At 69.0% G+C, this 20702-nt stretch carries 8 protein-coding genes; 6 read left to right on the forward strand and 2 right to left on the reverse strand.

The window, feature by feature from the left end; genetic code table 11:
• Positions 1 to 55: 55 nt before the first annotated feature.
• Complete coding sequence (locus ABZW96_RS16365; RefSeq protein ID WP_355075326.1) at positions 56 to 1093, reverse strand: cupin domain-containing protein; 1038 nt, start codon at positions 1091 to 1093, stop codon at positions 56 to 58.
• A gap of 363 nt (positions 1094 to 1456) precedes the next feature.
• Between ABZW96_RS16365 and ABZW96_RS16370 the strand changes: the two genes are divergently transcribed.
• Positions 1457 to 10564 carry an amino acid adenylation domain-containing protein gene (locus ABZW96_RS16370; RefSeq protein ID WP_355075328.1) on the forward strand — a complete coding sequence of 3036 codons (9108 nt, stop codon included), beginning with the start codon at positions 1457 to 1459 and terminating at the stop codon, positions 10562 to 10564.
• Here ABZW96_RS16370 and ABZW96_RS16375 read toward each other — a convergent pair.
• Positions 10554 to 11690, reverse strand: coding sequence for an FAD-dependent oxidoreductase (locus ABZW96_RS16375; protein ID WP_355075329.1), 1137 nt, complete (start codon positions 11688 to 11690; stop codon positions 10554 to 10556). The two genes, ABZW96_RS16370 and ABZW96_RS16375, sit on opposite strands and share 11 nt — an antisense overlap.
• Positions 11691 to 11878: 188 nt before the next feature.
• On the opposite strand from ABZW96_RS16375, the gene ABZW96_RS16380 reads away from it, so the two are divergent.
• From ABZW96_RS16380 to ABZW96_RS16400, 5 genes are all read left to right on the forward strand, one after another.
• A complete protein-coding gene (locus ABZW96_RS16380; protein ID WP_355075331.1) occupies positions 11879 to 13246 on the forward strand; it encodes a wax ester/triacylglycerol synthase family O-acyltransferase in 1368 nt (455 codons plus the stop codon).
• A gap of 187 nt (positions 13247 to 13433) precedes the next feature.
• A complete protein-coding gene (locus ABZW96_RS16385) occupies positions 13434 to 13886 on the forward strand; it encodes a pyridoxamine 5'-phosphate oxidase family protein (RefSeq protein WP_355075549.1) in 453 nt (150 codons plus the stop codon).
• 314 nt (positions 13887 to 14200) lie between these two features.
• Positions 14201 to 15841: an MFS transporter gene (locus ABZW96_RS16390; RefSeq protein WP_355075333.1), complete on the forward strand. Its 1641-nt coding sequence runs from the start codon at positions 14201 to 14203 to the stop codon at positions 15839 to 15841.
• A gap of 156 nt (positions 15842 to 15997) precedes the next feature.
• Positions 15998 to 16900 carry a universal stress protein gene (locus ABZW96_RS16395; RefSeq protein WP_355075335.1) on the forward strand — a complete coding sequence of 301 codons (903 nt, stop codon included), beginning with the start codon at positions 15998 to 16000 and terminating at the stop codon, positions 16898 to 16900.
• Positions 16901 to 17113: 213 nt separating this feature from the next.
• Positions 17114 to 19930, forward strand: a complete 2817-nt coding sequence (locus ABZW96_RS16400) for a cation-transporting P-type ATPase (RefSeq protein ID WP_355075337.1) — start codon at positions 17114 to 17116, stop codon at positions 19928 to 19930.
• Positions 19931 to 20702 lie beyond the last annotated feature (772 nt).

Here is a 20702-nt window from a genome sequence, read left to right on the forward strand (position 1 = left end):
CGATCAATTGGCAGCGAATGCGTCGACGTCGCGGGCGGTCGACGCCGCGCCGCGACTACCGGACGAGTGCGTTGTTCCGCGTGACGATCAACGGATCGCTCGGCGTGAAGGGCAGGTCGGGAAGTGCGTCCAGGGCGACGCCGAACGTCGCGGCGAGCACTTTCCTGGAATAGGCGCTCATCGAGGCGCGGTAGCCGATGTCCGCGGGCGTGGGTTGGTCGAAGAAGATCAGCAAGTGGATCTCGGGGGAGTCGACGACTTCGATGTGGTGCGGGTAGGCGCGCGGGACGAAGTACACCTCGCCTTCGCGCACGATGTAGGTGTCCAAGGTGCCGTCCGGATCCATGATCGTCATTCGCGCCGAGCCGCGATGGACGTAGCCCATTTCGGCGGTCACCGGATGCCAGTGCGGTTCACGCATGCCGTCTTCGCGCACCCGCAGCGAGTACATCGAGATGTCACGCAATGCGGGCCAGAACTGGGCGCGGGCGGTGCGCGCGGAACCGACCGGCGAGTCCACCGGGGCGGGCATCGCCTCGATCGCGAAGTGGTGCGGATCGCCGTAGCGGGCGGTGCACGGGATGTCGGGCTCGCCCTCGCGTCGCACGACGAGTTTCGCTGTGGTGTCGCGCCGGATCTTCGCGAAGTCCTCGGCGGGCAGGTCGTAGGTGTTGCCGAGCACCGAATCGGTCATCGCGCCGAGGCTCGCGCTGAATCCGAAGTCCTCCGGTCGTTCGTGGCGGAAGGCGAGGATGAACTCGGCCTCGGTATCGCCGACGTTCTCCACGTGATGCAGCGCGCCGGAGTCGATGTGGAACATCTCGCCCGCGCTCACCAGGAACGAGGAGAATCTGCTGCCGTCGTCCAAGACCGAGACCAGGGCCCGGCCCGCGGTGCAATAGGTGAGTTCGGTGGCGTTGGCGTGCCAGTGCGGTTCGCGGATCGCGCCGGGGGCGAGCGTCAGGCGTTTGATCGAGAGCCCGCTGAGGATCGGGAAGCTGTCGGCGGTGAGCCGGGTGAGCGAGCCGAGTTCGCTGCGGTGGATCTGCTCACCCTTCCGTAGGGAGGCCACATGGATCGATGGTGTCTGCACGGTTGCTCCTCGCTCGCGGTCGAAGGATCGGTGTTGCGCGCTCGCGCCGGTATCGGCGCATGGCAGCTCGGGGAGACCGCGCCCCATGCGTCATAGCCGAAAGCCTTGCATAGTGATTTGCAGCACAATGAATAGTGCTGATGGGTGGTGCCCAAACGAATGTTTTTCACATCACACCATGTCATAGCCCAATGCGGGTGCGGGTAATCCTAGGACCTTTACCAACCTCGGCGCGCCGATCCGATCGGTGTTCGCTAAGGTCCGTTCTGCACGCTCGGGTCATGGTTCACGCATTTGAGGCACCGCTTCTGGCTCCATAGCCGGAGCGGACGATGATCGACCAGAGAGTGAACTCGCCGCCGCATGACCCCGACACGCCGTTCCGCACGTCGCACCCAGCATTCACGAGCACGCAATCTTCTGTTCCCGCAACTGCTCACGGCCGCGGTCGACACGGCGTTCGACTCGGCGGCCCTCCGGTACAATCCCACCGGCGATCCCGCGGACCAGCGTGAGCTCAGCTACCGGGAATTGGACGAGATGTCGTCGCGATGGGCCCGCTACCTGATCGGGTTCGGCGTAGGGCCGGGAGACTTCGTCGCGGTGGCCGTCACCCGCTCGATCGAGTCGGTGCTCGCGGTGTGGGCGGTCGCGAAGACCGGTGCCACCTACGTGCCCGTCGATCCCTCCTATCCGGCGGATCGAATCGCACACATGATCGCCGACTGTGGCGCCGTCGTCGGCCTCACCACATCGGCGCATCGCGCGGCACTCGTCGCGCCCGGCATGACGTGGATCGAACTCGATTCCGAAGCGCACCGGGAGAAGGTCGCCGCCGCGCCCGGCCATTCGATCTGCTACCTGGACCGGCTTCGTCCCCTCACCGAACAGCACCTCGCCTACCTGATCTACACCTCCGGCTCGACGGGCAAGCCGAAAGGCGTCGCGGTCACCCATGCCGGTCTCGCGGGCCTGGTCGAGCACGAGATCGCCGCCCGGGCGGTGAGCCGGGCATCGCGCGTCTCGCATCTGTGCACGCCGAGCTTCGACTTCTCGGTGATCGAGATGCTGCTCGCCTTCTCGGCGGGCGCGACGCTGGTCGTGGCGCCGCCCACGGTGTTCGGCGGCGCCGAACTGGCCGATCTGCTGCGGCGCGAGCGGGTCACGCATCTGTGCATCACCCCGGGAGCCCTGGAATCCATCGAGCCGGCCGGGCTCGACGACCTCAGGGCCATCCTGTGCGGCGGGGAGCGTGTGGGCCCCGAGCTGGCCGCACGGTGGGCGACCGGCGCCCGGTCCTTCTATATCGTCTACGGCCCCACCGAGACCACCATCTTCGCCACCGGCACCGAGGCGCTGTGTGCGGGCGGCGCGACCCATATCGGCACTCCGGTCCCGGGGCTGGGCGTCCACGTGCTGGACGCGCGGCTGCGGATGGTGCCCACCGGCGTGATCGGCGAGCTGTATCTGTCCGGACCGGCGCTGGCGCAGGGGTACCTCGGACGCCCCGGGATGACCGCGGACCGATTCGTCGCCAACCCGTTCGCGGCGGTACCTGGCTCTCGCATGTATCGCACCGGCGATCTGGTGCGGCGCGACTCGGCGGGACACCTCGAACACCACGGGCGGGTGGACTTCCAGGTCAAGATCCGAGGGCTGCGGATCGAACTCGGCGAGATCGACAACGCGCTGACCGCCCACCCCGACGTCGACTACGCCGCGACACTCGGCACGACACTGCCGTCCGGCGCCACCGCGCTGGTCTCCTACGTGCTGCCACGAGCGGCGACCGGCCCGGACGGCAGCGTCCGGGTGGCGCTCGACACCGCCGAATTGGCCGATCTCCTGGCGAAAACCCTTCCGGCATACATGATTCCGGCCGCGATCACGGTGCTCGACGAACTCCCGCTGACACCGGTCGGCAAGCTGGATCGCGCCGCGCTGCCGGAGCCGGTGCTCAACACCAGGCAGTTCCGTGCGCCCGCCACGCCGACCGAGCATGTGGTCGCCGACGTCTTCGCCGCGCTGCTCCTCCCGCCGGGCGACTCCGAAACCGCCCGGGTCGGTGCCAACGACGACTTCTTCGAACTGGGCGGCAATTCGCTGATCGCGACGCAGGCCGCGGCGCGGCTCGGTACCACGCTGGGCGTCCGCGTTCCGGTCGCGCTGTTGTTCGAGGCCTCGGTGGTGGCGAAACTGGCCGAACGCCTGAACGAACTGGCTCGAGTCACCCACCCGGCGCCGCGACCGATGGCGCGACCGGACCGGGTGCCGCTGTCGTACGCACAGCGCCGGATGTGGTTCCTCAATCGGTTCGACCCGGCCGCGGCGAGCAACAACATCCCACTGGCGGTGCGGTTGAGCGGACAGCTGGACGTGGACGCGCTGCGGGCGGCGATCCGAGATCTGGTCGAGCGGCACGAGGTGCTGCGGACCAGCTATCCGGAGCGCGACGGGACGGGCAGCCAGCGGGTGCACGCGCTGTCGGAGCCGGGCGCGGTGCCCGAGCTGCCGGTGCTCGACGTCGCCGAAGCCGAGGTCCTCGAGCACACGGTGGCCGCGGTGGTCGAGGGCTTCGATGTCACGGCCGCGCCGCCGCTCCGGTTGCGTCTGCTGCGTTCGAGCGAGTCCGAGCACGTGCTGGTCGGCGTGGTCCACCACATCGCCGCCGACGGCTCCTCGATGGGCCCGCTGACCGCCGATCTGATGAGCGCGTACTCGGCCAGGACCGAGGGCCACGCTCCCGCTTGGCAGCCGTTGCCCTTGCAGTACGCGGACTACACGTTGTGGCAGCGCGAGATGCTCGGCGCCGAGAGCGATCCGGACTCGACGCTCGCCCGCCAGCTCGGTTTCTGGCGGCAGCGGCTGGCGGACCTGCCGGAACGGCTGGACCTACCCGCCGACCGGCCGCGCCCCGCGGTGTTCTCCGGTCGCGGCGCCACCCACGAATTCAAGATCGACGCGGCGGTGCACGCCGCACTGGACCGGCTGGCACACCGCCACGACGCGACGTTGTTCATGGTCGCGCACGCCGCGTACACGGTCTTGCTGGCCCGGCTGTCGAACACCCGCGACATCACCGTCGGCGCGCCGGTGGCCGGTCGTGGCGAGGCCACGGTGGACGGCCTGATCGGCATGTTCGTCAACACCCTCGCGCTGCGTACCGAGATCGACCCCGGCCACAGCTTCACCGAGCTGCTCGAGCAGGTGCGCAGGCGGGACATCGAGGCCTTCGGCCACGCCGACGTGCCGTTCGAACGCCTGGTGGAGGAGCTCGACCCGGTGCGGTCGAGCGCGCATCACCCGCTGTTCCAGACCATGCTGACCTTCCAGAACTTCGCGCCGACGACACTGGAACTGCCCGGGCTGCGGGTTTCCGCGGTGGACTTCGCGCTGCCGCTGGCGAAATTCGACCTCGAGCTGACCATGGTGCCGCACGAGGACGAGCGGACGCCGCTGGGCATCTCGGCCGCGTTCACCTATTCCACCGACCTGTTCGACGAGGCCACGGTGGCGGGATTCGCCCGGCGGCTGTGCGTGATCCTCGCGGCCGTCGCGGATTCGGCGGATCGGGCGGTCGGGGAGATCGACTTGCTCGATTCCGCGGAGCGCGCCGCGATCCTGACCGGGTGGAACGACACCCGGCACCCGATCGCGGCGGGGCTGGTGCTCGACGGGTACCGGCGTGCGGTAGCCCGGCACCCGGACGAGATAGCGGTGGTCCACGCGGATACGCAGTTCACCTACCGCGAGTTCGACGAGCGGGTCAACCGGCTCGCCCGGGTACTCGCCGATCACGGCGTCGGCGCGGAAACCCTTGTGGCGCTCGCGGTCCGGCGGTCGGTGGATCTCGTGGTCGGCATGTACGCGATCCTCACCGCCGGTGGGGCGTACGTACCGCTCGACCCCGATCACCCCGCCGAGCGGATCGCGCACGTGCTCGAGGTCGCGAAACCGGTCTGCGTGCTCACCACTTCCGCCGACGCGATCCCGGTACCCGATCATGTCGCCGTCCTGTCCCTGGACGCCCTCGGCGCGGACCAGCGCTCGGGAGCTGCGATTCGTTCCGACGAACTGAGGCGGGCGGTGCTGCCGCAGCACCCCGCCTATGTGATCTTCACGTCCGGTTCGACCGGGCGTCCGAAGGGTGTGGCGGTCTCGCACGCCGCGATCGACAACCAGATCGAGTGGATGCTCGCCCAGTACCCCATGGGCCCGCAGGACGTATACCTGCAGAAGACCGCGGCGACCTTCGACGTCTCCTTGTGGGGCTACCTGATGCCGTTGCGCGCGGGCGCGAAACTCGTGCTCGCCGACCACGACGGGCACCGTGACGCCGCCTACCTCGCCGCGGCCGTCGCCGCGCACCGTGTGACGGTCACCGATTTCGTGCCCTCCATGTTGACCGAGTTCGCCGCCCATGCGACGGCGGAAAGTCTCGCGACACTGCGGGATCTGTTCGTCATCGGGGAAGCTCTGCCGCCGGAGACCGTGCGCGCGGTCCGCGCGGTGTCCGGCGCACAGGTGCACAACCTGTACGGACCCACCGAGGCGGCGGTCTCGGTGACGTACCGGCCCGCCGGAACGGGCGACGATGTGACGGTGCCGATCGGGCAGCCGCAGTGGAATACCCAGGTATACGTGCTGGATTCGCGCCTGCGGCCGGTTCCGGCCGGGGTACCGGGCGAGCTGTACCTGGCCGGCGAACAGCTGGCCCGCGGATACGTGCGGCAAGCGGCGCTGACCGCGGACCGTTTCGTCGCCAACCCGTTCGGCCGCGGAACCAGGATGTACCGCACCGGCGACCTGGCGGTCTGGCGTGCGCCTCGCGCGGACGAGCCGCAACGCCTGGAATACCTCGGGCGCACCGACTTCCAGGTGAAATTCCGCGGCCAGCGCATCGAACTCGGTGAGATCGAGACGGCGCTGCTCGCGCAGCCGTCGGTGAGCCAAGCGGTCGCGGCGGTGGCGGCATCGCCGTCGGGAGATCGGCTGGCGGCCTATGTCGTCGCGCGTCCGGGGCAGGTCATCGATCATGGCGAACTCGTTGCCGGGATGTCGGCGGTCCTGCCCGCGTACATGATCCCGTCCGCGCTGGTGGAGCTGGCAGCGCTGCCGCTGAACGCGAGCGGGAAACTCGATCGCACAGCGCTGCCCGAGCCCGCCATCGAGACCACGGCGTTCCGAGCGCCGCGCAACCCCGCCGAACAGGCCGTCGCGCAGGTGTTCGCCGAACTGCTCGGCGTCGAGCGAGCGGGCATCGACGACGACTTCTTCGCGCTCGGCGGCAATTCGCTGCTCGCCACCCGGGCCGTCGCACGGGTTAACGAGGCGCTCGGATCGCGGGTCACCGTGCGGGATCTGTTCGAGGCGCCCGCGGTGTGGGCACTCGCCGCGCGGGTGGTCGCCGGTGGGGCGGGCGTGGCTCGCGCGCCCTTGGCGCGAGTGCGACGACCGGATCGCATCCCGCTGTCGCCGGCGCAGCAGCGGATGTGGTTGCTCAACCGCCTCGCGCCGGACTCGCCCGCCTACAACATGCCCTTCGCCGTCCGGCTGACCGGCACTCTCGATCTGCCCGCGCTGCGCCAGGCGCTCGCCGACGTGATCGAACGGCACGAGGTGCTGCGCACCCGCTACCCGGTCGATGCCGACGGGCAGCCGTATCAGGAGATCCTTCCGACCGATGCGGTCCTTCCCGACGGCATCGTGATCGAGCACGGTGCCACGGACGCCGCGGCCATGGTGGACGCGCTGATGTCCGCGGGCTTCGACGTGACCACGGACGCGCCCGTGCGCCTGCGGCTGTTCACCTCGGGCCCAGATCATCTGCTCGTCATCGTGACCCACCACATCTCGGCGGACGGGTCGTCGCTCGCGCCGCTGGCCCGCGACCTGGTGACCGCCTACGTGGCCAGGCTCGGCGGCGGCGCGCCGGACTGGTCGCCCCTGCCGGTGCAGTACGCCGATTACGCGATCTGGCAGCACGGCACGATCGGATCCGAGGACGACGAGGATTCCGTTGCGGCGCAACAGCTGTCGTATTGGCGCGGGCAGCTGTCCGGGCTCACCGGACCGCTGGAACTGCCAGCCGATCGCCCGCGCTCCTCGACAGCCTCGACGCGCGGCGCGTCGACCGGCTGCACGATCCCGGCGCGGGTACACGAGCGGCTGACCGGCATCGCGCGCGAGCACAACGCGACGCTGTTCATGGTGGTGCACGCGGCCCTCGCCACGCTGATCGGACGCCTCTGCGGCGCCACGGACGTCGTCATCGGGACCCCGGTGGCCGGGCGGGGCGAACATGCGCTGGACGACTTGGTCGGGATGTTCGTCAACACGCTGGCGTTGCGCGTCGACGTCGACCCCGACGTGCGGTTCCACGATCTCGTCCAGCGCTCCCGTGAAGTCGCCGTCTCGGCCTTCGCCAACGCGGATGTTCCTTTCGAGCGAGTGGTCGAGGAGGCCGATCCCGCGCGCAGCGGAGCGCGCACCTCGCTGTTTCCGGTGATGCTGTCGTTCCAGAACCTCGAGCAGCCCACCCTGGAGTTGCCGGATCTGACGGTCACCGCCGTCGACAACGGCGAGATCACGGCCAAATTCGATGTGCAAGTGGTCGTCGAGCCGCGGGCGTGCGGCGACGGCCGGACGGAATCGGCGGTGACCTTCACCTACGCCACGGACCTGTTCGACGAATCGACCGTTCGCGCCTTCGCGCGCCGGTTCGAGCGCATCGTGTCCGCGGTCGCCGAAGATCCCTCGGCGCGGGTGTGGGACATCGACATCCTCGACGAGAGCGAACACTGCCCGGCGGTCGCGCACGAGGCGCGGGCCGGGACCGAACCGGTGGCGACCCTGCCCGAGCTGATCGGCGAGCAGGCACGGCGCAGGCCGGAGGCGGAGGCCGTCCGGTTCGGTGCCGCCACACTGAGTTTCGGCGCGTTGTACAAGCGCGCGAATCGAATCGCCCGCGCGCTGATCGCCGCCGGAGCGGGCCCGGAAACCCTGGTCGCCGTGGCGGTCCCGCGCACCGAGGACCTACCGGTCGCGTTGCTCGGAGTGCTGGCCGCCGGTGCCGCGTACCTGCCGATCGACCTCGGCTATCCGGCGCAGCGGCTGGCGTTCGTGCTCGCCGACGCGGCACCGGTGTGCGTGCTGACCACCGCCGCCGAGCGCTCCGCCATCCCGGACACCGACCTGCCCACCGTGTTGCTGGAGCAGACGGCGGAGTTCGCCGACGATCCGATCACCGACGCCGACCGGGCGTCGCCGCTGCTGCCGGACAATCTCGCCTACGTCATCTACACGTCGGGTTCGACGGGCGTGCCGAAGGGTGTCGGCGTGACGCATCGCAATGCGGTGCGACTGTTCACCGAGGCGCGGCCGCTGTTCGAATTCGGCGAGCACGACGTCTGGACGCTGTTCCACTCCTTCGCGTTCGACTTCTCGGTGTGGGAGCTGTGGTGCGCGCTCGTGACCGGCGGCACCGTCGTCGTGGTCGACTACGCGACCTCGCGCTCACCGGAATTGTTCCGCGAGCTGCTGATTCGCGAGCAGGTGACGGTGCTGAACCAGACGCCGTCGGCATTCTGTCAACTGGTCGAAGCCGATCGGGACGTCTCGGCCGCGTCCGGCGAATTCGCGCTGCGGTATGTGATCTTCGGCGGTGAGGCGCTGGATCTGCGGCACCTGCGACGCTGGCGTGAGCGTCGTCCGGGGGAATCGCCGCGACTGGTCAACATGTACGGCATCACGGAGACCACCGTGCACGTCTCCTTCCTGGACGTCGGCGCGGAGCTGATGGAAAGCCCGGCCAGCCTGATCGGACGAGCGCTGCCCGGGCTGGACACGCACGTGCTGGACATTCGTCTGCGACCGGCGCCGGTCGGTACGCCCGGTGAGATCTATGTCGCGGGCGGTCAGCTCTCCCGCGGCTACGTGGGGCGGCCCGGGCTCACCGCGACGCGGTTCGTCGCGAATCCCTTCGGGCCGCCGGGATCGCGGATGTACCGCTCGGGTGACCTCGCGCGCTGGAACCGGTTCGGCGGCGACGCCGGCCTCGCCTACTCCGGTCGCGGCGACCAGCAGGTGCAGTTGCGCGGGTTCCGGATCGAACTCGGGGAGATCGAATCGGCGCTGGTGCGGTGTTCCGGCGTGCGTCAGGCCGTCGCGCTGGTCCGGACCGATCCGACGCTCGGTGACCAGCTCGTGGGTTATGTCCTGCCCGAACCGGGGGCGCGGCCGGACCCGGCCGAGTTGCGCGAACAGGTGGCCGAACACCTGACCGGCTACATGGTGCCCGCCGCGATCGTGGTGATCGACGCCATCCCGTTGACCCCCAACGGCAAGCTCGACAAGCGGGCGTTGCCCGCGCCGGCGTTCCGCGCGCGCGAGTTCCGCGCTGCTGTCACTCCCGTGGAGGCGACCGTCGCGGCCGCCTTCGCCGCGGTGCTCGGCGCCGAGCGCTTCGGCATGGACGACAACTTCTTCGAGCACGGCGGCAACTCACTGCTCGCCGCGAAGCTGACTCTGCGGCTGTCGTCCGCGCTGGGCACCCGGATTCCGGTGATGCGGGTGTTCACCGCGCCCACACCCGCGGAACTGGTCGCCGACCTGGCCCGCCGGTCGAGCGGCGAAGTCCAGACCGAGGCGGCCTTCGACATGCTGCTGCCGCTGCGTCCCGGCGGTTCGGCCGCGCCGCTGTTCTGTGTGCATCCCGTGTCGGGCATCTCCTGGTCGTATGCGGGCCTCGCCGCCTACCTCGACCCGGAACGGCCGCTCTACGGCCTGCAAACGCCCGTGCTGGCCGGCGATGAGGTGATGCCGGATTCGATCGAGGAATGGGCCCGCCGCTACCTCGAGCTGATCCGCGCGAAACAACCGACCGGTCCTTACCATCTGCTCGGCTGGTCCTTCGGCGGCGTCATCGCGCACGAGATGGCGGTCCAGCTGCAACGCGAAGGCGAGCGAGTCGCGCTGCTCGCGGTGATGGACAGCTACATGGCGGATCCGCCCGGCACGCCGCCGGGTGACGCGGGCCAGGTCCCGGTGGCCGAGTTGATCGGCGGCCTGCTGGGTGAGCAGGCGGGCGACCTCGGCAATGTCGCGGAGGTGGACTGGGTCGCGCTGCCGCAGAAGATGACCGAACTTCCGGAGCCGTTCGCGTCGTTCGGCTCCGACCGCGTCACCCGGATCCTGGACGCGGCGGTGCACTCGGTCGCGCTGCGCGGCGCCTACGTCCCGCCGGTGTACCGGGGCGATGTCCTCTATTTCACCGCCGCGCTCGACGATCCGACCGGCTGTGTCGGCGCGTCGATCTGGAGCGAGGTCGTCGACGGCCGCGTGCACAACCATCCCGTGTCGACGACGCACTGGCGAATGACCGTCGCGTCCGGCCTGGCCGAGATCGCCGCGGTGCTGACCCGCGCGTGGCGAGCGGGCGAGCCGGGCGGTGAGGACTCGGTCAGCCGGTGAACCAGCGGTGCAGCCGGGCCTCGGCGGCGGCGGCCTTCTCCCGTGCGAGTTCCACCGAGGGCACGCTGAACGGTGCGACCGGCGCGGGACCGGAGAGGAAATCGGCCTCGACCTTGCCGACCAGCCCGCCTCCGAACTCGATATGGCAGGTGCCCCGCCCGCGATACTGTTCCTGCGGCGCCGAGCCGCCGAACCCGGCCTCGATGCCCGCGGCGACCGTGCGGGCGGCGTCCTCGGCGAACACGCCCGCCCGCGGAACCGGCGCGTCGGCGCAGTCGCCGAGGGCGTAGACGCCCGGATACGGCGTCTCGAGGGTGTGCGGGTCCACGGCGATCCAGCCGTCGGTCCCACCCTCGGTGAGCCCCGACACCTCGACGACCGCGGGAACCCGGTGCTTCGGGATTCCGATGAACAGGTCGTAGGGCACCTCGCCGGTCCTGGTGACCGCGATGTGGCGGTCCGGGTCGAGCGCGTGCACCCGGCGCCCCGGCGAATAGGCGATGCCACGCCGCGCCAGCGCTTCGACGATGGCGGCGGAGGTTTGCGCGGACACCGGAATCGGTGCGTCCATGGGGGTGAAGAACTGCATGTGGGTGCGGTTCCGGATTCCGCGCCTGGTGAGCGCTTCGTGCAGGAGCATCGCGCCTTCGTAGGGCGCGGGCGGGCACTTGAACGGGACGCTCAGCACCGCGAGGACGACGGCTCCGCCGTCGAAACCCGCCAGGCGTTCGCGCAATCGACGGGCGCCGTCGATCGAGTAGTACTCGTAGCCGTCCTCGACGAAGCCGGGGGTGGCGCCGGGATCGTAGTCGGCGCCCAGCGCGACGACGAGGATGTCGGGGTCGTACACCGCCTGGTCGGTGCGGACGCGGCGTGCTCTCGGGTCGATCTCGGTGACCTCCTCCTGCCGGAATTCGACGCGCGGATGGGTGAAGCGGGAATACGGCACCCGCGCTGTCTCCGGGGGCAGGTCACGGAACAGAATGTCCAGTTTGGCGAAGCCGAAGGTGAAGGAGTCGTTTCGGTCGATGATGACGACACGGAGTTCGTCGGCCGGCGAACCCGACAGACGGGTGGCCAGCTCCAGCCCTCCGAACCCCGCACCGAGAATGAGTACGGTTCGCATACGCCGATTCTTCCCCTGGTGACGCCGCCGAGTCGAGGGTTGCTTCCAAGCCTGCCGACGGCCGAGTCCCGGTCCGGCGACGGGCGCGCCGTGGCCGGAGTGCCCTGCGTTCGGTGACCTTCGGCCATCATCTGAACCGACGCTTCGCGCGATGCTGGAGAGACGAAGCGACTCGAATGAGCATCCCCATGACAGAACTACGACCCCTCGATTCCGGCTTCATGGAACTGGAGGACTCCGACCGGCATATCAGTCTCGGCATCGGCGCGGTGGCGATCATCTCCGGTGCCCCACCGAGCAGGTCCGAGCTGAGCGGCGTAGTCGCCAAGGGCGTGCAGCGGAACGCGCGCTTGCGCCAGAAGGTGCGGCGGGCGCCGCTCGACCTGGCCACGCCGGTGTGGGAGGACGACCCCAATTTCGATCTCGCACACCATATTCGGTGGACCGCACTGCCCGCGCCGGGTGACGAGGGCGCGTTGTGCGAATTGGTGGCGACGGAACTCGAGGAGCGACTCGATCGCGACCATCCGCTGTGGCAGTGCGTCGTCGTCGAACACCTCGCGGCGGACCGCTGGGCACTGCTGGTCAAAGCGCATCACAGTCTGGTGGACGGCGTATCCGGCATCTCGGTGTTCCGAAGTTTCTGCGATGCCGTGGCCGAGGAGCCGAACGATCCGGTGACCGAGCCACCGAACCGTACCGAGGTGCGCCGGCCGGATCTGGTTCGAGAACTGTCGCGGCTACCCGTCGTCGTGCCGCGGTCGGTGGTCGCCATGACGCGCGGTCTGGCGCCGCTGCTGTCCGCCGTCGTCTCGCCGGCCACCGAGTGCTCGCTGAACGGCCCCATCGGACGCCAGCGCCGGTATGTCGTGGCCCGGGCCGCCCTGTCGGATGTCCATGAGATCGGCGCGGTGTTCGGCGTCACGGTCAACGATGTCGTCCTGGCCGCGGTCGCCGCCGCTTATCGTGAACTGTTGGTCGGCCGCGACGAACGGCCGTCTCCGGACAAACTGCGTATTCTCGTCCCGATCTCCATGCGCTCCGAACAAGCGAAATACACACTGGACAACCGAGTTTCGGCGGTGCTGCCGTTCCTGCCGATCGAGGTCGCCGACCCGGTGGAGCGGCTGAGGGCGATCCGGGAACGGATGAACCGGCACAAGTCGGGAGGCGAAGCGCAGGCGGAGAAATCGGTGCTCGCGCTGGCGGGCTTGCTGCCGTTCGCGCCCCTGGCGTGGAGTCTTCGTCTGCTGGCACGGTTTCCGCAACGAACCGTGGGGGCGCTGGTGACGAATGTGCCCGGCCCGCGTGAACAGCTGACCGTGCGCGGGCGTGTGGTGTCGGAACTTCTGCCTGCCATGCCGATCGCCATGCGGTTGCGCACGGCGGTCGCGGTCCTCAGTTATGCGGGCCACCTGACCTTCGGCATCACCGGAGACTATGACACCGCTCCCGATATCGCCGTGCTCGCCGAAGGCATCGAGCGGGAGATCCGGCGGCTGCGGGAGCGGGCCGGGATCCGGCGAGCGTCCCGGCCCGAGGAGATCCGACCGTGACGCGCCTTCACGGCGGTGCGGCCCGAGCCGCCGGGACCGGCTGCGCGAAGAGGACGGATCGGGGACTTTCTGCCCTGTCCGGCAGTAGGACTCGGTGATGATATGGGAAGCCGTGGTGTCGAGTGAAGACCGGAGAGCGAGGTTGTTGCCAGGTGGATGCACGCGCGATGTGCCCCGGCCCGAGATCATGATCGCCTCGAACGGCCGTGTCGCTGACCGCGGCGTAGCGGGCCGCACGATGGTCGAGATCGACCGCGAGGAGGCGCTGCGGCTGCTGGCCGGCGTCGCCTACGGACGCGTGGTGTTCACTCGCGACGCACTGCCCGCGATTCGCCCGGTCAACCATTTCGTCGACGGCGGTGTGGTCATCGTGCGTACCCGGGTCACCTCACGGCTCACCGACACCGTTCGTGCCGATCCGTCCGTCGTCGTGGCGTACGAGGCCGACGACATCGACGCGGTGAGCCATGTGGGCTGGTCGGTCGTCGTGACCGGTCTCGCGCGTACGGTCACCGACCCCGAACGGATCGCGCGCTATACGCGGCTGCTGCGCCCGTGGGCCGATGGGCTCATGGACACCGTCATCGCTATCGAACCCACGATCGTGACGGGTGTCAGACTGCTCGGCGAGCAGGGATAGGTCGCCGTAGCGAAGCGCAACGGGTCGGTGACCCGAAGCCGGTCACCGCGAGCAATTGCGGGTCCGCGGTGGACGTCTGTGATCAAATGAGGTGGATGTTGCGGCGTTCCCTTCCGACCGTCGGCGGTCGTCCGACGGCGGGGGCGCGTGGTCGATTCGGCCACCGGACCAGAACACCAGGCAGGTGGCCCGGCAAGTCGCCCGCCGACAGATCGCCGACGCCAGGGCGCTGCTCGGTTCCGGCACGGCGACCGCCGCCGTAGCCGAGTGGCTCGGGCCCCGGCTCTCGGCCGAGACCGGGACGGAACCGAGACATGAGCATCGAGAGTTCTTCGGTATCGCAGGCCAGGCCGAACTCCGTTCTGGTACTGGGTGTACTGGCCGCGGGCCAATTCCTGATGACGCTCGACAGCTCGGTGATGAACGTGTCGATGGCGACCGTGGCCCAGGACGTCGGTACGACGATCACCGGAATCCAAACCGCGATCACCCTCTACACGTTGGTGATGGCGACGCTGATGCTGACCGGCGGGAAGGTGGGCTCCATCCTGGGCCGTCGCCGGGCGTTCGGCCTCGGGCTGGTGATCTACGGCGCCGGTTCCTGCACCACCGGCCTGGCGCCGAATCTGCCGGTTCTGCTGTTGGGTTGGTCGCTGCTCGAGGGGATCGGAGCGGCTCTGATCATGCCCGCGATCGTGTCCCTGGTCGCGGCGAACTTCGCGCCGGAACGCCGCGCGGCGGCCTATGGATTGGTGGCGGCGGCCGGCGCGATGGCGGTCGCGGTGGGGCCGCTGCTCGGCGGCGCGGTGACGACATACGCGTCCTGGCGGTACGTGTTCTTCGGCGAGGTCGTCATCGTCGTACTGATCCTGCTGGTGCTCCGCAGGATCGAGGACGCCCCCGCGGAGCAGGTACGGCTCGATCTGGTGGGCTCGCTGCTGTCGGTGGCCGGTCTCGGCATGGTCGTCTTCGGCGTCCTGCGGTCGAGCACGTGGGGCTGGGTGCGGGTGAAGCCGGGCGGTCCCGCCGTGCTCGGGCTCTCCCCGGTCATCTGGCTGCTGATCGCCGGACTGCTGGTCTCGTACCTCTTCCTGCGGTGGCAGACCCATCTGGTCGACACGGGCCGGGAGCCGCTCGTCGATCCGGGATTGCTGCGTAATCGGCAGCTCACCGGCGGCCTGAGCATGTTCTTCGCTCAGTTCACGGTGCAGGCGGGGGTGTTCTTCGCGGTTCCGCTGTTCCTGTCGGTGGTGCTCGAACTCAGCGCCGTGGAAACGGGCGTGCGGATCCTGCCGCTGTCGGTGGCGCTGGTTCTGGCGGCGACGGCGATTCCGAAGTTCCGGCCGCGGGCGAACCCGCGGCGGGTGGTACGGCTGGGGCTGGGCTCGATGATCACCGGCATCCTGATTCTGGTCGCCGGGATGGACCCCGGAGCGAACGCCGGGGTGGTCTCGATTCCGATGCTGCTGATGGGACTGGGACTGGGCGCTCTGGCCTCGCAGTTGGGGGCTGTCACCGTCTCGTCGGTGCCCGATGCGCAGAGCGGCGCGGTCGGCGGGCTGCAGAACACCGTGACCAATCTCGGCGCATCGCTCGGCACCGCCTTGATCGGCTCGGTGCTGATCGCGACCCTGACCTCGTCGGTCGTCGCGGGCATCGAAAGCGATCCCGCGGTTCCCGCGTCGGTGCAGCAGCGGGCGACCACCGAACTCGCGGGCGGCGTGCCGTTCCTGTCCAACACCCAACTCGAGGATGCCCTCCATGCCGCCGGAGTGCAGCAGTCCACCGCGGACGCCGTCATAACCGTCAACACCGAGGCGCGGCTGGAAGCCTTGCGGGTGGCGTTGGCCGTGACTGCCCTGCTCGCCATCGCGCCGCTGTTCGCCACCGGCAGGTTGCCACTGCGGCCGGCCGCGCGGAGCCGGAATGACCCGGCCGAGACCGACGAATCGTAGAAGCAGCCTTCGGCAGAGGTCCGACGGCCCATCCGGTGAATGACCTTCGTCTCTGCCGCCTTCGTGGGGGACGCGAGATGCTCGATGCCGATGGCAGCGGCGGCGCGGACGGCCGAGGGGACGCCTGCGGCGCCGCTCTCGACGGAGGGAATCTTCATGACTACCGAAAGCGCCTCGCGCGAAACGAATCTCGACTTTCCCGTCTTGGCGGCCGTCGACGGCTCGGCCAGCTCGTACCAGGCGGTCGCTTGGGCGGCGGTCGAAGCCGCGCTGCATCACCGCTCGCTGCACATCGTCACTTCGATGGCGATCCAGACCGGTTTCGGCCCCGAGATGTCGCTCGGAGAAGCCGATCTGGAGTGGTTGCGCGACGACGGCGAGCGCATCCTCACGGAGGCGGCGCGGGTGGCGCGCACGGCAGTGCCGGGCGCCGAACCCGCCATCACCACCGAGGTGACTTTCGAACTGATCATTCCCATGCTCATCGAAAGGTCCGCGCGAGCGTGGATGCTGGTGGTGGGCAGCCGCGGGATGGGTGCGTTCCAGCGGGGGCTGCTCGGCTCGGTGAGCACCGCGGCCACCCATCACGCGCGGTGCCCGGTCGCGGTGATCCATGGCATCGCGGCGATCGACGCCGTGTCGGCCCGGCAGCCCGTGCTGGTGGGCGTCGATGGGACCGACAACAGTGTGGCCGCCGTCGAACTGGCGTTCGAGGAGGCGTCACGCCGAAAGGTCGACGTGGTCGCGCTGCACGCGTGGAGCGACACCAGCGGTCCGGACGCGCCGGTCCGCGGCTGGGACGGCGCGCGCGAGTCGGCGGAGGCGGTGCTGGCCGAGAGTCTGGCCGGTTGGGCCGATCGCTACCCGGACGTCGCGGTACGTCGCGTCGTCACGGCGGGCCGGCCGGGACGATCGTTGCTGGACGAGTCGGCGAACGCACAGTTGGTTGTGGTCGGCAGTCACGGCAGAGGAGGGTTCGCCAGCATGCTGCTGGGCTCGACGAGCAACACCCTGCTGCACTCGGTGGAGGTGCCTTTGATCGTCGTTCGAACGCGGTGAAGGTCGTTTGCGAGCCGCGATGAACAGCACTGACCGCCCGTCGGTCGCGGTGCTGTCTCTGTTGGGTCAATCCGGTGTGCCCATCGCTTGCCCGTGGTTGTCTGGATATCTCACTGCGACATCATGGCGATCGGGGCCTCGTGCCCGCTCACGTCCGGATCGGGCGCTGGAGAACCTGCCATGCGGTCCCAGCCGAGAAAGGACCAGCGGGACATGGCAACGACGGAATCAGCGCGGTACCGCGTACGTCAGGCCGACTCGGAGAGGCGACCGGTCTGGTACGCGCAGGACGCGGACGCGGTGCTGGCGGCTCTCGGCTCGGACCGGCAGTCCGGCCTGACCGCACTCGACGTCGAGGAACGGCGAAAGCGATACGGGCCCAACGAGCTCGCCGCGGAACCCGCGCCGTCGGTCTGGGCGATGGCGTTGCTGCAGTCGAAGGATCCGATGAACCTGATGCTGCTGGTGGTCACGGTGGTCAGTGTGATCATCGGCGAGATTCCGACGGCGATCGTGGTCGGGGTGCTGGTCGGGCTCAATGTCGTGCTGGGTACCCAGCAGGAGGTCAAGGCGCGGGCCAGCGTCGACGCGCTGGCGAGGATGCAGACGCCGCAGGCGCGGGTTGTGCGCGACGGGTCGCTGACGCGCTGTGCCGCGACCGAGCTCGTGCCGGGCGACATCGTCGAACTGGAGGCAGGCGACATCGTCCCCGCGGACGGCAGGCTGTTGAAATCCACCACCCTCGAGACCCAGGAAGCGGCGCTGACGGGGGAGAGCGCGCCCGTCGCCAAGGACGCCCACACGCTCGGCGCCGCCGACGTCGCCCTGGGCGACCGGGCCGACATGGTCTTCCAGAACACGTCGGTGACGCGCGGCACCGCCGCCATGGTGGTCACCGAGACCGGCTCGGACACCGAGATGGGCCGGATCGCGTCGATGCTCTGCGCGGTCGCCCCGAGCAAGTCGCCGTTGCAACGGGAGCTGGATGCGCTGACGAAGGTGCTGGGCGCGGTCGCCTGGACGGCGGTGGCGATCATCGTGATCATCGGGGCGATTCGCGGACAGAGCATCACGGCGGTGCTGTTGCTCGGGATCTCGATGGGCGTGTCGGCGATCCCGACCGGCTTGCCCACATTCGTGCAGGCGATGCTGGCCTACGGGGCGCGCCGGCTGGCCGAGGCCAAGGCCGTCGTCAAGAACCTCACCGATGTCGAGACACTCGGCGCGACGAGCGCCATCAACTCCGACAAGACCGGCACGCTGACGATGAACCAGATGACGGTGCGGTCGCTGTACTTCCACGGCCGGTGGTACACCGTCGAGGGCCAGGGGTACGACAAGTCCGGGGCGATCACCCACGCCGCCGGGCAGGCGGCGCCGGACTTCACCCTGCTGGCCTACGGGCTGTGCCTGGACAGCGACGCCACCGTCGCCGACAGCGGGGAGGTCGTGGGCGATCCGACCGAGGCGGCGCTGGTGGTGCTGGCGGCCAAGCTCGGCGTCGACGCACCCCTGACCCGCCGAACCTACCCCCGGGTCGCCGAAGTGCCGTTCGATTCGGCCTACAAATTCATGGCGACGTTCCACCACCTGGAAGTCGACGGGAGCACCCGGTTCGTCGAATTGGTCAAAGGCGGGCCCGACGTCGTCCTGGACCGGTGCGCGACCGCGTACCGTCCGGGCAGGCGAGCCGTGCCGATCGACGACATGCGGCACGAGATCGCGGCCGCGAATCGCGCCATGTCGGAGAAGGGGTTGCGCGTGCTGGCCTTCGCCGCACGCTTGCTCGACGAGCAGGAGGAAGCCGCCGTTGCCGACCCGATGTCCTTCGTCGGGGAACTCACCTTCGTCGGCATGGTCGGGATCATCGATCCGCTGCGGCGCGAGGCGATCGAGGCGGTGCGCACCGCGCGGGCGGCCGGCATCGAGGTCCGCATGATCACCGGAGATCACGCGATCACCGCGTCCGCGATCGGCGCCGAACTCGGCCTCGGGCCCGGTGCGATCGGCGGCGGCGAACTCCAGGCGATGACCGACGAGCAGTTGTCGGCGGCCTTGCCGAATCTGCACGTGTTCGGGCGGGTCACCCCGCAGGACAAACTGCGGCTGGCCGACCTGATGCAGCGCGGCGGTGACGTGGTGGCCATGACCGGCGACGCGGTCAACGACGCCGCCGCGCTGAAGAAGGCCGATATCGGCGTGGCGATGGGATCGGGCAGCGAAGTCACCAAGCAGGCGGGCAAGATGGTGCTCACCGACGACAACTTCGGGACCCTGATCACCGCGATCCGGCTGGGGCGCGGCATCTACGACAAGATCGTGTCCTATATCCGCTATCAGATGTCCAAGCTGTTCGCGCTGGTGGCGCTGTTCCTCGTCGCCAGCGTCTTCGACATCAACGACGGGGTCGCGCTGACCCCGCTCATGGTGCTGTTCCAGCACTTCTTCATCACCCTGTTCCCGGTCGCCGTGATCATGCTGGATCCGCCGCCGCCGGATCTGATGAACAAGCCGCCCCGCGACCCGGCGAAGCCGATCGCGAACCGGAATTCGTTCGTGCAGTGGCTGGCCTACGGTGCTCTGCAACTGGCCGTGACGCTCGCCGCGATGCTCCTCGCGCCGGGGGAGATGAGCACGACTACGGCGAGTGTCCCGATGACCATGGCGTTCGTGGTGCTGTCGTTCGGTTCCATCCTGAGCGGCCTGGTCATGCGCCGCGACCCGGAGTCCGGCGTCACCGCACCGGTTCTCGGCGCGGTGAAGATCCTGTCGATTCCGGTCGTGGTCACCGTGTTCGCGGTCGAGATCGGCTTCCTGCAGGATCTGCTGATGACGAGGTCGCTGACGGGTGGTCAGTGGCTGGCCTGCCTGGGCTGGTCGCTCGTGGTCCCGATCGTCATCGAAGCAGAGAAGGCGGTGCGACGTCGGCGTCGATCCGGCGCGCCCGCGCCGATCCCCACAATGGCGGCGGTCGGTCCGGGACGGGCGAGTGAACGAGCGGTGCTGCCGGACATCGCGTCGTCCCGGTGATTGTCCATACGCCGGGTCCTGGCGTGCGGCAGGCGACACCACGCCAATTTGCCGAACTCTCCTACCAAGAATTTTTGCGGCCGTATCCGGTGGACCAGCACACGGCTGCGGCGCCGCCCCGATTCCCTTGCGGGCAAAATGTCTTCAGCGTTGTGCCGGTGTGCGTCCGGCACGGCGGTCGTACCGATTGCTCCGGCATGGTCGCCGGTCGCCGGTGCCTGCCCGGCCTGCCATCGGCCGTTCGAATCCGTGGCCTGACCGGGACGATGTCCGTCGTGAGCGCTGATCGACCGCCGTCCGGCCGTGCGTGAAAGCGTGGTGGACGCTGGACTTCTCTCGGGAACCACCCCTTTCCCGCAGCGATCTTCGGCGCACGCGGAAGCGTGGGAACAATTCATCGCCTGATATGAGCGCGCTGCCGAACGGAAGTATGTGCTGCGAGACGGTACCCGGGACAGATTGTTCGGGTGTAGCGGAATGGGCACTCATATGGAATTGTCGGCACGCCGCGTCGATTGATGGAAGTGGTGTCTATTGGCGATCACAAGTGAGATTGCCAGTTTATTGCTATAACCGCCGACTGGTAATTCATTGTCGATCGAAGGCATAGGAGGGGAGGTGCTGCGGCCCCTCGCTCGGCCGTCTGGGCGGCCGCGGACATACCGGCTTGATTCCGCCCCTGACCCGGCATGTACTATGCCCGATCGCAGGTGTCTCTCCTCGGTTACATGGCCCTGAACCAGGATCTTCTTCGGGGATGCGCGATCGAAGT

Origin of the sequence: Nocardia sp. NPDC004168, assembly GCF_040610355.1 — a bacterium.
In the GTDB taxonomy this organism is placed as follows: Bacteria; Actinomycetota; Actinomycetes; order Mycobacteriales; family Mycobacteriaceae; genus Nocardia; species Nocardia sichangensis.

What these genes read in the sequence shown, in the direction of transcription:
- ABZW96_RS16390 (WP_355075333.1), top strand. Translation starts at nt 14,201, where the DNA reads ATGAGCATCGAGAGTTCTTCGGTATCGCAGGCCAGGCCGAACTCCGTT.
- ABZW96_RS16370 (WP_355075328.1), top strand. Translation starts at nt 1,457, where the DNA reads ATGACCCCGACACGCCGTTCCGCACGTCGCACCCAGCATTCACGAGCA.
- ABZW96_RS16400 (WP_355075337.1), top strand. Translation starts at nt 17,114, where the DNA reads ATGGCAACGACGGAATCAGCGCGGTACCGCGTACGTCAGGCCGACTCG.
- ABZW96_RS16380 (WP_355075331.1), top strand. Translation starts at nt 11,879, where the DNA reads ATGACAGAACTACGACCCCTCGATTCCGGCTTCATGGAACTGGAGGAC.
- ABZW96_RS16375 (WP_355075329.1), bottom strand. Translation starts at nt 11,690, where the DNA reads ATGCGAACCGTACTCATTCTCGGTGCGGGGTTCGGAGGGCTGGAGCTG.
- ABZW96_RS16385 (WP_355075549.1), top strand. Translation starts at nt 13,434, where the DNA reads ATGATCGCCTCGAACGGCCGTGTCGCTGACCGCGGCGTAGCGGGCCGC.
- ABZW96_RS16395 (WP_355075335.1), top strand. Translation starts at nt 15,998, where the DNA reads ATGACTACCGAAAGCGCCTCGCGCGAAACGAATCTCGACTTTCCCGTC.